This window comes from Staphylococcus sp. OJ82 (assembly GCF_000294465.1).
In the GTDB taxonomy this organism is placed as follows: Bacteria; Bacillota; Bacilli; order Staphylococcales; family Staphylococcaceae; genus Staphylococcus; species Staphylococcus equorum.
The window spans coordinates 60,469-73,476 of the sequence record NZ_ALPU01000006.1 but is presented as its reverse complement, the minus strand read 5'-3'; the positions used below and the strand labels follow the sequence as shown (position 1 = coordinate 73,476).

Genomic DNA, 13,008 nt, shown 5'->3' with positions numbered 1-13,008 from the left:
TCCTCCTATTCAATAAAAAAACACCTCAAACTATTATCGATTTCAAAAAGGGACGACTTTCACCGCGGTACCACCCAGTTTCACATTAAATGTGCGCTCATTTAAATTAATAGTTAGAGATGTTATAAATTCATTTAAGTCCTGGTAAGTTCACTCAATGCTTAACACTAGGTTCCACCTTTCCTAGTTCTCTGTAGAAAAGCTTTCAAGTTACTACTCCTATACATTACTAATGATATTTGAAAAAAGGTTTTATTTCAAGTGGAAAACGCGAAATAAAGCTACACTAAAAGTTTCTATGTTGCGATTTATTAGTTTTTATAAAAAAATCGAACAGGCAATCTTACACCTATTCGAGAAAATGATTATAATTTTTATTTTCCATGTAAAATTTATACGTCTTTTGGTAATTTCCTATCATAAATCATTAAGAAAAACACTGCGATAACAAGTAAACCTATCATACTTAAAAACATCGCTTGCATATTAAATGTATCTACAAGAACTCCGCCTATAAGCGGACCAAAAGCCTTGCCTACAGTTGCTGCTGAGTTAACATACCCTTGAAACGCCCCTTCTTTTCCTTTTGGAGCTAATTGGTTAGCAATTGTTGGAACGGCTGGCCAAACAAACATTTCACCTAATGTTAGTATAATCATACCTATCATGAACACTGAAAATTGTTCAGCAAAACTTGTCACTAAGAACGACATTATGAAAATCGCTATACCTACCAACATTTGATATTTTAAATTACCTTTTAGTAACCTGATTACCGGCATAATTAGCGGTTGTGCAACCAGAATCATAATACCATTAACAGTCCATAACAAACTGTATTGGCTCATTGACATATTAATTTCTTGAGTGAAAGAAGCAATCGTACTCTCCCATTGAATGTATGCAATCCAACAAATACTAAACATCACACATAAAAGTGATAGCGCAATAAATTGAACTCTGTTTTGTTTAGATAATAAGGACATCGTATCATTCGATTTTACTTTCACATCAAGTTTAATATTAAATTGTGTGATTGCTACAACTGCAAATGCTACATACATTAATAAGTTTGCTATAAATATGTAATTGAAACTCAACTCTGCCACAAAACCTCCGGATGCTGCTCCTATAGCGACGCCTAAATTTTGCGCTAAATAGATTGCGTTAAATGTTTGGCGGCCACCTTGAGGCCATGCAGCGCCTGCGAGTGCATAAATAGCTGGAATAATCATACCCCCGCCAAAACCTAATGCTACGAGCCAAACCGCATACCAAGGCCACCCATGGAAGAAATTTAATAGCGTTGTACTGATTAAACATATAACTGTACCTATCATAATCGTTGGGTAGCCACCTAATTTATCAAATAAATTACCACCTAATAAATTACCAATAACCATACCAAACGAATTGATCATTAGGACAAAACCAGCCATTGTAAGACTTTTATCTAATTGTTCATTCATATAAATTGTATTTAAGGGCCATAAAAAACTTGAGCCAGTGATATTTAATGCCATCCCAATAACTAACCACCACACTGATTTAGGCATTTTCATAACAGTAAGCTCCTCTCTATTTTTAAAATTTCTAATTTTACACTAAACACTATATCATTAAAATATGTTAAAATCTTTAACTAGAATGAATTCAGAAAGGAAAATGTTTTATGGGACAATTTTTCCCTTACGCATTCGAGAATAAAAGATATCACACTTGGAATTATCACTTAAAAAATAAATTCGGACAAAAGATTTTCAAAGTAGCAATTGACGGTGGCTTTGATTGTCCTAATAGAGACGGTACTGTAGCACATGGAGGATGTACTTTCTGTTCAGCTGCAGGTAGCGGAGATTTTGCAGGTAATCGTGTGGATCCAATCGATGTACAATTTCAACAAATTAAAGATAGAATGCACGAAAAATGGAGTGACGGTCAATACATTGCTTACTTCCAAGCATTTACAAATACGCATGCACCTGTCGAAGAATTACGTGAAAAATATGAAACTGCTTTGAAGGAACCTGGTGTTGTTGGCCTTTCAATAGGTACACGACCTGATTGTTTACCTGATGATGTGGTTGAGTATTTGGCAGAGTTAAACGAGCGTACATATTTATGGGTAGAACTTGGTTTACAAACAGTTCACCAAGAAACATCAGATTTAATCAATCGCGCGCATGATATGCAAACATATTATGAAGGTATCGCCAAATTACGGAAACATAACATTAATATTTGTACACATATTATTAATGGTTTGCCAGGCGAAGACTATACAATGATGATGGAGACGGCTAAAGAAGTCGCTCAAATGGATGTCCAAGGTATTAAAATCCATTTACTACATTTACTTAAAGGCACACCAATGGTGAAACAGTATGATAAAGGCATGTTAGAATTTATGTCACAGGATGAATATACTAAATTAGTTTGTGACCAATTAGAAATTATTCCAAAAGAAATGATTGTTCATAGAATTACTGGTGATGGTCCGATTGATTTAATGGTAGGTCCAATGTGGAGCGTAAATAAATGGGAAGTACTGAACGAAATCGATAATGAACTTGGTCACAGAGAATCATATCAAGGAAAACATTTTGAAAGTAAGATAAAATCATGAAATTAGAACGTATTTTACCATTTGCGAAAATGTTGCTTCAACAACATATTACATCAGAAAGCATTGTCATAGATGCTACTTGTGGTAATGGCAATGACACACTTTTTCTTGCGCAACAAGTGCCTCACGGTAAAGTATATGCAATGGATATCCAAATAGAAGCTATTAGCAATACAAAACTAAAAACTGAAGGTTATCACAATGTAACGTTGATTCAAGATAGCCATGCACATGTAAAACAGCATATTCCAGTTATTGAAGTTGGTAAAGTGGATGCTGCCATTTTCAATTTAGGATATTTACCTAAAGGTGATAAATCGATTGTTACCCAACCTGAAAGTACATTATCAGCTATCAACGCAATTTTTGATATATTGGCTCCAGAAGGCGTCATTATATTAGTGATTTATCATGGTCATGATGAAGGCAAGTTAGAACGTGATGCTTTAATTGATTATTTATCACAGTTTGACCAAACTAAAGCACATGTATTGCAATATCAATTTATTAATCAACAGAATAACCCGCCGTTTATCTGTGCACTTGAAAAAATTTAGACTGTGAATACCTCATGATTTCAAGGTATACTTTCTTAACGCAACCACGGTTATTAACAATTTATTCGAAGATAAAATAACTATTTTAAATCTCAAACAAACCAAACTTGTATTATTTACGTTTAGTTTGTTTGAGATTTTTAATTACTATCAATGATTTAGCACGACTCCTGTGTGGAAGAATTGAGCTAAAGACTATAAGCTAAAGCTAGTCCTGAAGAAAGTATGCACAAACCTTATTTATAATAAAATAAAAAAGACAAACAAAAGCCTCGGTATTTGACTACCGAGGCTTTGCTTATTCCCTATAAGTTAATGATAGATTTAAGACTAGTTTGAATGCTAGTTGATTTTGATTCAATTTCTTCTTTGAAGAAATTTAAAAGGCTTTCCCGTTGCGCTTTTAAATCTTCATTGAAATGAATGATAACTGTACGTTCGTCATTTTGTGGTCTTTCTTTAATGATCCACGCTTTTTCCACTAAATCATTATAAGTTCTTGTACGCTTATAAGATTTAATGTGCACAAAATCATCCATTTCCTTTAAAGTCATCGATCCTTCTTTCCAAAGCGTTAAAAGAATCAAAATTTCTTCTTTCGACATCTTGTACTGCTTTTGAACTTTGTTAAAGATATCTTCGATGTCATTCAACACCATTTCTAATCTTAAAACACCATCAACATTATCAGTAAATGTCTTCTCCATAGAATAATCCCCCAATCATAGTATAAAGTTAAACATGTAAAATTAATTTATCAAAAAACATCATTCTTAGTAAATAAATTCTTCACTGAATTAACATTAGAATTTTTAATAAAATTAATCTTATATACAGTTTAAATTTAAACTATGAATTATGCAATTATATGAGTTATTTTATTTTGCATTTCTTTCAAAATAGTGGCTGATTTTTCGAATAATTTGCGCTCATGGCTGTCTAGAGGCATTTCAAAAACTTTTACAGCACCTTCTTTATTTACTTGTGTTGGTACACCAATATAGACTTCTTCTTGGTTGTATTCACCCTCTAAATAACTAGAAACTGTTAATACAACATTTTGATTTTTTAAAATTGCTTTAGTAATGTGTAGTAACCCCATTGCAATCCCATAATACGTCGCACCTTTTGCTTGTATTATATCGTAAGCTGCATCACGCGTGTTTGTAAAAATCTCTTCAACTCTGTGTTGCTTTTCAGGATCATCTTTTAAAAGTTGATATAAAGATTGACCAGCAATATTAGCTTGAGACCATACCGCCAATTCTGAATCACCATGTTCACCGATAATTTGACCATGCACGCTTCCTGATGAAACGCTAAATTCTTCAGCTAACTCATATTTAAAACGTGCTGTATCTAAAATTGTACCAGAACCTATCACTTTTTCTTTTGGTAAACCTGATACTTTGTATGTCACATATGTTAAGACATCTACTGGATTTGTAGCAATCAAGAAAATACCATCGAATCCAGATTTCATAACTTCAGAAACAATTCCTTTAAAAATTTTGGTGTTTTTTTCAATAAGATCTAAGCGTGTTTCACCTGGTTTTTGAGCTGCACCAGCAGTAATGACGACTAAATCTGCATTTGTACATTCATTATATGTACCTGCTTTGATTTTCACTGGTGAATCACCATATGGCGCACCGTGATTTAAATCCATGACGTCGCCCTTAACTTTTTCTTCGTCTAAATCAATAATTACTAATTCATCTGCAACACCTTGAGCTACTAACGCAAAAGCATAACTTGAGCCTACTGCCCCATCACCTATTAAAACTACTTTATTATTTTTAACTTGTTTCATTATATGACGCTCCTCACGTATTCAATCGTTAAGTTATTATTTGTGATTTATTTCACAATATAAATATAACAGTATTCTATGAGTTTTTCAATAAAATTGTGATTTATTTCACAAAATTATTTCAATAACATTCATTATAGCGAAGTACAAGCTCTTTATTCTAAATGATATTTTATAAGAAAAGCGTCAGATACCATAAAATGTTATCTGACGCTTTTCTTACTCTATTTTAGTGTGGTGATGCTTTTAATTAAGATACTTCATGTTCATCATGTACAATAAAGCCGTTATTGCTTGCACTATTATTTAAAAATGCCAATATATATCTCATTACTTCATCTCTTTCGGGTTCATTATGTACCTCATGATAAAGTCCTTCCCATGCTTTGAAATATAATTCATCCGTTTTCACTTTGTCTTTAATTAATTCCATTGTTGATGTATCTGCAACTTGATCTTCTAGACCATACATTAACAGTAGTGGTAACGGTTTAATATCAGTTAAATGTGTTACTGTTTCTTTCATAATTTCTATGATTTGTTTATACCAGTGATAAGTTACTTTCTGCAACATCAACTGGTCATTTTTTGTTTCTTCAATTACTTCTTCGTTTCGTGTTAAGTCTTCAACCGTGATTCCCACTTTAAATCTTGTGTCTTTAGCTACTTTACCTATATTTGAAATTATTTTGTCTTTACGAGATTTATTACTCTTTTTAAATTCTAAAAGTGGAGATAAAAGCATCAAACCTTCAATTGGTACTTCTACTTTTTCAAGTAAATTAAGTGTAATTAAACCACCTAAACCGACACCTAACACGTAAGTAGGTATTTTATACTCATTCGCTATTCTAATCCACTCTAAAATATGCTCATGATATACATCAAAACTGTCAATTTGACCTTTGTTAGAACGTGACGTTTGCCCTTGGCCAGGTAAATCGCCCATAATAACATGATATCCATTTCGGCGAAGCATCGTAATTACATATGCGTATCTTCCCGTATGTTCAAGCATGTTATGTGCAATTACAACGACACCTTTAGCTTCCTTTTCGGTTTCCCATTTCCACATAATACATACTTCCCCTTCTCGTTAAATTTCATTATATTTATTGTATCAAAATATGATGTACTTTTTCCATTTTAAAGATAGCCATGGACGTGAAAAACTCAATTTGTTTTAAAAATAAAAAGCATCTTATAATCAACACTTTGCTATAAGTGTATTTAATAAAATAAAGTGTAATATATTCTATTGCAAACGATTTCATTCCCTTTAGATTCATGCTACACTTATATTGAAAGATCAGCTGTAAGCAGAATGGGAGGAATTAATATGCCAATTGTGAAAAATTTTTTTATCGGGTTATCTAACAACCCTTTTTTAAATAAGACTGCTAAGGAAATCGGTCCAATGCTCGGCGCTAATAAAGTGGTTGCTGGCAATACAATCGAAGCCTTATTAAACACAATTGAACGTCTAAACAGCAAGGGAATTACAGTTACTGTAGATTGCCTTGGAGAATTTGTTGTAACTGAAGGTGAAGCAATTCAATCAAAAGATCAAATATTAGAAGTGATGTACGCTATTTATAATAATAGCTTAGATGGTCACATGTCTATTAAATTAAGCCAGTTAGGCTCTGAATTTGATTTGGATCTTGCTTATCGCAATCTACGTGAAATATTATTAAAAGCGAATGAGTTTAATAATATGCATATTAATATCGATACTGAAAAGTATGATAGTTTATTTGACATCACGCAAGTGTTAGATCGTTTAAAAGGTGAATTCAAAAATGTAGGTACCGTAATTCAAGGTTATTTATATGAAGCTGATACACTTGTAGAAAAATATCCAGAATTACGATTGCGCATGGTTAAAGGCGCATATAAAGAAAGTGATACAATAGCTTATCAAACTAAAGAAGACATTGACGAAAATTACATACGTTTAATTGAAAAAAGATTATTAAACGCTAAAAATGTAACGTCAATTGCAACTCATGATGATAAAGTTATTACACATATAAAACAATTTATCAAAGATAATAATATCGAAAAAAATCAGTATGAATTTCAAATGTTGTATGGTTTCCGTACTGATTTAGCGGAGAAAATAGCTGGGGAAGGTAACAATTTCTGTATTTATGTACCATATGGGGATGATTGGTTTAGTTACTTTATGAGGCGACTAGCTGAACGACCTCAAAATTTAAATTTAATGTTTAAAGAATTAATGAAACCCGAAGTAATGAAAAAAGCGGGCGTTGTTACAGGTATAGTTGCAGCCTTTGGGGCAGCTAGTGCCTTAGTATATCGCCTTTTCAAAAAATAATAGTGAACAAAAAAGAATTGGACTTAACGAAATCGTTATTGTCCAATTCTTTTTATTTTAGTAGAAACGCCTATATCCAGTTATATAAACGTTGACGTTTCAATCTTATTCTATTATATTTCTTTTAATAAATTAGCCATTTCTATTGCACTAATTGCTGCGTCTGCACCTTTATTCCCTGCTTTTGTACCTGCACGTTCTACTGCTTGTTCAATATTTTCAGTTGTTACAACACCGAAGATAACTGGTGTATCAGCAACATCATTTGCCTTAGAAACACCTTTCGCCACTTCATTACACACATAATCATAATGAGAAGTAGATCCTCTTATTACACAACCTAACGTAATCACTGCATCATATTCACCTTTTTGAGCTAATTTCTTAGCTACTAATGGAATTTCAAATGCGCCTGGTACATATGCCACATCAATATTTTCTTTTGGTACTTCGTGTCGTACTAAAGTATCTTTTGCACCATCTAATAAACGGTTTGTAATAAAATCATTAAACCTACTTACAACAATTGCTACTTTTAAATCGGAACCTATTAATTTACCTTCAAAATTCATCCTATTGACCTCCTATATTAAATGACCCATTTTTTCTTTTTTCGTATCCATATAATCTTGATTAAATTTATTTGTTGGAACTACAAGATCAATTCTTTTATTAATATTCACACCATAAGTTTCTAGACTTTCAAATTTTTTGGGATTATTACTTAACAAATTCACGCTTTCAATGCCAAAATATTTTAAAATTCTCGCGGCGTCTTTATAATCTCTCAAATCTTCGTCGAAACCTAAAGCAATATTAGCTGTGACAGTATCATAACCTTGTTCAATAAGTTCATATGCTTTTAACTTATTAATTAAACCGATACCTCTACCTTCTTGAGGTAAATATAAAATAATGCCACCATGCTCACTTATATATTTCATTGAAGCTTCAAGTTGTTCACCACAATCACATCTTTGACTATGAAAAATATCGCCTGTCAGACAAGAAGAATGAATACGCACATTTTCTGTTTTCTTTATGTCTCCACTTACAATAGCCACAAGTTCTTCTTCATTCGTCTGAGAAGTAAAACCATACATATCAAACTTACCATGTTTAGTAGGCAACTTCACTTTTGCTTTTGCTTCTAACTTAGATGTTAATGATTTTCTATATGTTTCTAAATCTTCAATAGAAATCATTACAAGCTCATGCTTCTCCTTAAAGGCTTCTAATTCTTTACCTTTAGCCATAGAACCATCTTCATTCATAATTTCACAAATTAATGCTGCTGGTTTTGCGCCAGTTAGTTTAGCTAAATCTACAGATGCTTCTGTATGGCCACGTCTTTCTAACACACCATCATCTTGTGCAATTAAGGGGAATAAGTGGCCTGGTTTATTAAAATCACTAGCTGTTGCATTTTCCTCTATTAACGCTTTTGCTGTCATTGTTCTTTCTCCAGCACTGATACCTGTCGTCGTATTAATATGATCGACACTCACAGTAAATTGCGTACCATAGATATCAGAGTTATCACTCACCATTGGATTGAGTTCTAACTTTCCAGCTATACCTTTGCTAATTGGCGCACAAATGAGTCCTCTACCATATTTCGCCATGAAATTAACGGTATTGTCTTGCATCCATTCTGTCACAGCTACTAAATCGCCTTCGTTCTCTCTGTTTTCATCATCAACGACAACAATACTTTTACCTTTTTTCAGTTCTATAAGTGCTGTCTCTATACTATCTAATTTCATACTACCCCTCCTAAAATCCAAATGCTCTAAGTTTTTCGGTATTTAATCCTGATTCATTATTACTGACAATTCTCTCTACATATTTGAATAACATATCAGTTTCAATATGGACCGGATCACCTACACGTTTTTGATTTAAAATAGTCGATCTTCGCGTTTCAGGAATGAGATGGATATCGAATTCAGCATCTTTTAATTGAAAAATAGTTAAGCTTACGCCATCTACAGTTATGGACCCTTGTGGCACCATTTGTTTAATAAGCGTAGTAGTAGGCTTAATTGTTACAATTTTAGAATTATCTGATGCTTGTATACGTGTAATCTTAGCTACTTCATCTACATGTCCTAGCACAAAGTGACCTCCAAAACGACCTTGACCACTCATCGCTCTTTCTAAATTCACTTCTGTAGATTGGTTTAAATGATTTAGATAAGTCTTATTTTCTGTACCTTTAATTACTTGTACAGAGAACGAATGCTTATTAAAATCAACAACAGTTAAACATGCGCCATTCACACTTATAGAATCTCCTATATGCATGTCTGATAAGATGGTCTCGCAATCAATTGTTAAGTTAACTACAGATTGTTGTGTCGTTATTTTTTTAATCGTGCCTATTTCTTCAACAATACCGGTAAACATGGTTATTCACTTCTTTCGCAACTCTAATTTAATGTTTTGCTCAAGCATTTGGGTATTAACAATTTCGAATTGTGGTACTTCTGATAATCCAAAAATATTTTTAGTTTGATAAAATTGATAATTACCAGAACCACCTATAATTTTCGGGCCATAATATAAGATAAGTTCATTCGTATATTGAGATTGAAGAAATGCTGAAGTTACGGTTGGACCCGCTTCTACCAATAATTTTCCAATTCCCTTTTGATATAAATCTATTAAAATATTTTCAATTGAACAATCAGTTAAAATAATAATTTCCACCTGTTCAATATCTGTTTTTAAGTTTTCATTTTGTGTATAAATCCAAATAGGTGTATGAGTATTTTTGAACATGTCTAATTCAAAATCAATTTGGCCTGATTGCGATAAAATTACTTTTGTTGGATGCTTACCTTCCTCAATTCGTGTTGTATATTGAGGGTTATCTGCATCTAATGTGCCTCTACCTGTAAGTACAGCATCATGCGTATGACGTAAGTTGAATACATCAGCTTTGACGGCTTTATTCGTAATCCATTTACTTTCACCTTCGTCAGTAGCCTGTTTACCGTCTAAACTACAAGCAACTTTAACTGACACTTCAGGTACCTCTTTACTTTTGCTTATAAAGAAGTCTTTATACAAGTCTTCTGCTTCTGTATTATGACGAAATTCAACTTCTATTCCTGCATGTTGTAATATTTCGTCACCGTTAGATGGTAAAGTCGTATCTTTAACAGCATATATGACTTTCTTTATGCCAAAATCGATAATTTTATTCACACAAGGTGGCGTTGAACCAAAGTGTGTACATGGCTCTAATGAAATAAATATAGTAGCATCTTTAGCTTCATCTTGTGCCATATCTAACGCTTGTACTTCAGCATGTTTATCGCCTTTTTTCAAGTGTGCGCCCATACCTACGATTCGTCCGTCTTTAACAACTACCGCGCCTACAGGTGGGTTTACGCCCGTTTGACCACTTACCATTTTTGCTAATTGGATTGCATAATTTAAATATTGACTCACATTATCACCTCTAAATAATAAAAAACACCTGAAATAAAATATTTCAGGTGTGGGATATATATTGATATAACATCATTAGCTTCAAACTAAATACACTTATCCACTTTCAAATATAAGTGTATGCCAAATAAACACTTAAAAAGTGTCATTTTTGTTATACTTCATTCTTTCTCCCATCCAGACTTTACTGTCGGCTCTAGAATCTCACTAGATCAGCCACATTTGAATAATCAAATGCAGGTCGCAGGCTTTGTTTACTGCCGGTTGGGAATTTCACCCTGCCCCGAAAGAATATCTATGAAATTGTAAATAATGATTGAGTCAAGTAACTCTTATTAAGTTACATCAATATCGTACTACATTTTAGGCAGTATGACAATTCATATTATCTAAGTCGGCTTTATTTTCAACGTATTATTATTATTAAAATGCTTTAAATACTAATAAGAAAAGCTTTTTACTCAAATCAATAAAAAATAAATTAATTTTTATTATGACTTTTATCCCCTTTATAATTTAGTTATTATTAAAAAATTAAACTCTCACAAAATATACTGCTAAAGAATTCATTTTACAATCACTTATCTGCTAACAACTGATTTACTACGCTAACCGCTTGTTTAACTATCATAGCTACACCATTACGAGACTGATTGATTCCATTTGTTAGTTGACCTAATGCGTACATGTGTTTAAGAGTTCCGTAGCGTGGACTTATAACTTGATTTGTTTCAGCAATAATTTGGATACCACCAAGCGGATGTGCTTGTATAACCTGTCTATTTTCAAGATTTAAAATTAATTGATCATCACTATCAAGATCTGAAAGTTGCGTTTTTGAACCAGTAGCATTAATTACGACATCGAATTTATGAAGTGCCTCTGTTTCATTTTTGTATTTGAAATAAAATTGGCTTGCTTCATACTGAACATTCTCTAAACCACTTTTAATTTCAATAGTCCCATTTTCAATATGATCTATTATTAATTTAGCCGTACGTGGAGGCATGGGGTTAGAATTATCCTTTAATATAGATTGGTAATCTTTTAAAAATTGTTGTTGATCTTCTCTACTAAAACTATTCCATATCCAATTTAAATTTTCTTTTACTAATTCAAGTATACTTTGGAATGTCCCTAATTCAGTTTCGTGTTCTAAATCATATGTTAAATCCTTCACCGGGTCATTTTGTCTACGGTGCACTAATTTTTCAATTGCAACATTATAATATGCACAATCTTTCAAAAATAAACTTAGCGCTTGTTCCAAAGGTACGTTTCCGAAATTTTCATTCTTTATTGCATTAAAATTTTCAGGTGTTAAGTATTTAAATTCAATGTCAGGCATTTCACCTCTTACACTTGGCAATTGACCTTTGCGACTAGTTAAAGTAATTGGTAATTTAGGATGATGTGCAGTAACATAACGAATTACATCTAAAGATGCTAAACCTGTGCCAATGATTGCAATTCTGTCAGTTTCATTTACATCATCTAACGTATTATAAGTTGGATAAGGTGTATGAATATATCCTTTTTTCCCTTTCAAATGATACGGGTCATGGTATGACATTGTACCAATTGTTAAAAATACAACATCATACTTTTGACAATTTGACATGTCTTTCGAAGTACAAACATAATATTTAACATCTATTTGACCTACATCAGCTTCAATGAAAACTTCTGACACTTCTTCTTTAATCATCTGGATATTTTCAAATTGGTGATTATATTTTTCTAAAAAATCTTTCATATAATGTCCAAATATAAACCTAGGTAAATACTCCGGGTTTGAAAACTTAAATATCGATTGTGATTTGTACCATTCATAAAACTCGCCTTGATTCTCTAAATTCAAAGTCATTTGTTTGGCAGGTACATTTATTAATAATTGATCACTGTCATTTTGAAAAGGTACACCTTGCCCCATATTTTTAGGATTATCGTACATGTCTATATTCATCGTTGCAAAATTATCATGTTTCACTAATTCTTTCAGCAAGCTTACACCTGCTGTGCCCATTCCTATGATAGCTATTCGCATTGTACACATCCTTATTAAATTTATTTATATTCATTATAGCAATGATTAACCTTATATTACATGCTAATCTATTCAACTACCGTACAATTTAGCGTTGTTATAATATTTTGATGAATATGTTAATATTAATATATTCATCAAAATATTATTTCTGTACTTATTTTA

12 protein-coding genes and 1 riboswitch are annotated in these 13,008 nt (G+C 32.4%); of the genes, 3 read left to right on the top strand and 9 right to left on the bottom strand.

Annotated features, from left to right (window positions below):
* Nucleotides 1-392: 392 nt before the first annotated feature.
* Nucleotides 393-1,562, bottom strand: a complete 1,170-nt coding sequence (locus SOJ_RS06655) for an MDR family MFS transporter (RefSeq protein ID WP_002507299.1) — start codon at nucleotides 1,560-1,562, stop codon at nucleotides 393-395.
* Nucleotides 1,563-1,672: 110 nt separating this feature from the next.
* On the opposite strand from SOJ_RS06655, the gene SOJ_RS06650 reads away from it, so the two are divergent.
* On the top strand, nucleotides 1,673-2,626 hold the full coding sequence (locus SOJ_RS06650; RefSeq protein ID WP_002507298.1) for a TIGR01212 family radical SAM protein: 954 nt from the start codon (nucleotides 1,673-1,675) through the stop codon (nucleotides 2,624-2,626).
* A complete protein-coding gene (locus tag SOJ_RS06645) occupies nucleotides 2,623-3,183 on the top strand; it encodes a class I SAM-dependent methyltransferase (protein ID WP_002507297.1) in 561 nt (186 codons plus the stop codon). The genes SOJ_RS06650 and SOJ_RS06645 overlap by 4 nt, the downstream gene beginning before the upstream one ends.
* Nucleotides 3,184-3,488: 305 nt before the next feature.
* Here SOJ_RS06645 and SOJ_RS06640 read toward each other — a convergent pair whose 3' ends face one another.
* The 3 genes from SOJ_RS06640 to SOJ_RS06630 form a co-directional block, all read right to left on the bottom strand.
* Nucleotides 3,489-3,890 carry a transcriptional regulator, SarA/Rot family gene (locus SOJ_RS06640; RefSeq protein ID WP_002507296.1) on the bottom strand — a complete coding sequence of 134 codons (402 nt, stop codon included), beginning with the start codon at nucleotides 3,888-3,890 and terminating at the stop codon, nucleotides 3,489-3,491.
* 149 nt (nucleotides 3,891-4,039) lie between these two features.
* The gene (locus SOJ_RS06635; RefSeq protein ID WP_002507295.1) at nucleotides 4,040-4,996 is read right to left on the bottom strand and encodes an L-lactate dehydrogenase; all 957 of its coding nucleotides are present in this window, start codon (nucleotides 4,994-4,996) and stop codon (nucleotides 4,040-4,042) included.
* Nucleotides 4,997-5,246: 250 nt separating this feature from the next.
* Complete coding sequence (locus SOJ_RS06630; RefSeq protein ID WP_002507294.1) at nucleotides 5,247-6,071, bottom strand: alpha/beta fold hydrolase; 825 nt, start codon at nucleotides 6,069-6,071, stop codon at nucleotides 5,247-5,249.
* 264 nt (nucleotides 6,072-6,335) lie between these two features.
* Between SOJ_RS06630 and SOJ_RS06625 the strand changes: the two genes are divergently transcribed.
* Nucleotides 6,336-7,337 carry a proline dehydrogenase family protein gene (locus tag SOJ_RS06625; protein WP_002507293.1) on the top strand — a complete coding sequence of 334 codons (1,002 nt, stop codon included), beginning with the start codon at nucleotides 6,336-6,338 and terminating at the stop codon, nucleotides 7,335-7,337.
* Nucleotides 7,338-7,450: 113 nt separating this feature from the next.
* Here SOJ_RS06625 and ribH read toward each other — a convergent pair whose 3' ends face one another.
* The 5 genes from ribH to SOJ_RS06600 form a co-directional block, all read right to left on the bottom strand.
* Nucleotides 7,451-7,909, bottom strand: a complete 459-nt coding sequence (gene ribH / locus SOJ_RS06620; RefSeq protein WP_002507292.1) for a 6,7-dimethyl-8-ribityllumazine synthase — start codon at nucleotides 7,907-7,909, stop codon at nucleotides 7,451-7,453.
* 12 nt (nucleotides 7,910-7,921) lie between these two features.
* Nucleotides 7,922-9,103 carry a bifunctional 3,4-dihydroxy-2-butanone-4-phosphate synthase/GTP cyclohydrolase II gene (locus SOJ_RS06615; protein ID WP_002507291.1) on the bottom strand — a complete coding sequence of 394 codons (1,182 nt, stop codon included), beginning with the start codon at nucleotides 9,101-9,103 and terminating at the stop codon, nucleotides 7,922-7,924.
* Nucleotides 9,104-9,113: 10 nt separating this feature from the next.
* The gene (gene ribE / locus SOJ_RS06610) at nucleotides 9,114-9,746 is read right to left on the bottom strand and encodes a riboflavin synthase (protein WP_002507290.1); all 633 of its coding nucleotides are present in this window, start codon (nucleotides 9,744-9,746) and stop codon (nucleotides 9,114-9,116) included.
* A 6-nt stretch (nucleotides 9,747-9,752) separates the two neighbouring features.
* Nucleotides 9,753-10,796: a bifunctional diaminohydroxyphosphoribosylaminopyrimidine deaminase/5-amino-6-(5-phosphoribosylamino)uracil reductase RibD gene (gene ribD, locus SOJ_RS06605; RefSeq protein ID WP_002507289.1), complete on the bottom strand. Its 1,044-nt coding sequence runs from the start codon at nucleotides 10,794-10,796 to the stop codon at nucleotides 9,753-9,755.
* A 161-nt stretch (nucleotides 10,797-10,957) separates the two neighbouring features.
* Nucleotides 10,958-11,091, bottom strand: a riboswitch (FMN riboswitch).
* 282 nt (nucleotides 11,092-11,373) lie between these two features.
* Nucleotides 11,374-12,843 carry an FAD/NAD(P)-binding protein gene (locus SOJ_RS06600; RefSeq protein ID WP_002507288.1) on the bottom strand — a complete coding sequence of 490 codons (1,470 nt, stop codon included), beginning with the start codon at nucleotides 12,841-12,843 and terminating at the stop codon, nucleotides 11,374-11,376.
* Nucleotides 12,844-13,008 lie beyond the last annotated feature (165 nt).

Excerpts from the sequence above, each read along its gene's own strand:
- SOJ_RS06630 (WP_002507294.1), bottom strand. The coding sequence starts at position 6,071 with ATGTGGAAATGGGAAACCGAAAAGGAAGCTAAAGGTGTCGTTGTAATT.
- SOJ_RS06640 (WP_002507296.1), bottom strand. The coding sequence starts at position 3,890 with ATGGAGAAGACATTTACTGATAATGTTGATGGTGTTTTAAGATTAGAA.
- SOJ_RS06625 (WP_002507293.1), top strand. The coding sequence starts at position 6,336 with ATGCCAATTGTGAAAAATTTTTTTATCGGGTTATCTAACAACCCTTTT.
- SOJ_RS06655 (WP_002507299.1), bottom strand. The coding sequence starts at position 1,562 with ATGAAAATGCCTAAATCAGTGTGGTGGTTAGTTATTGGGATGGCATTA.
- SOJ_RS06635 (WP_002507295.1), bottom strand. The coding sequence starts at position 4,996 with ATGAAACAAGTTAAAAATAATAAAGTAGTTTTAATAGGTGATGGGGCA.
- SOJ_RS06650 (WP_002507298.1), top strand. The coding sequence starts at position 1,673 with ATGGGACAATTTTTCCCTTACGCATTCGAGAATAAAAGATATCACACT.
- SOJ_RS06615 (WP_002507291.1), bottom strand. The coding sequence starts at position 9,103 with ATGAAATTAGATAGTATAGAGACAGCACTTATAGAACTGAAAAAAGGT.
- SOJ_RS06645 (WP_002507297.1), top strand. The coding sequence starts at position 2,623 with ATGAAATTAGAACGTATTTTACCATTTGCGAAAATGTTGCTTCAACAA.
- SOJ_RS06600 (WP_002507288.1), bottom strand. The coding sequence starts at position 12,843 with ATGCGAATAGCTATCATAGGAATGGGCACAGCAGGTGTAAGCTTGCTG.
- ribH (WP_002507292.1), bottom strand. The coding sequence starts at position 7,909 with ATGAATTTTGAAGGTAAATTAATAGGTTCCGATTTAAAAGTAGCAATT.
- ribE (WP_002507290.1), bottom strand. The coding sequence starts at position 9,746 with ATGTTTACCGGTATTGTTGAAGAAATAGGCACGATTAAAAAAATAACG.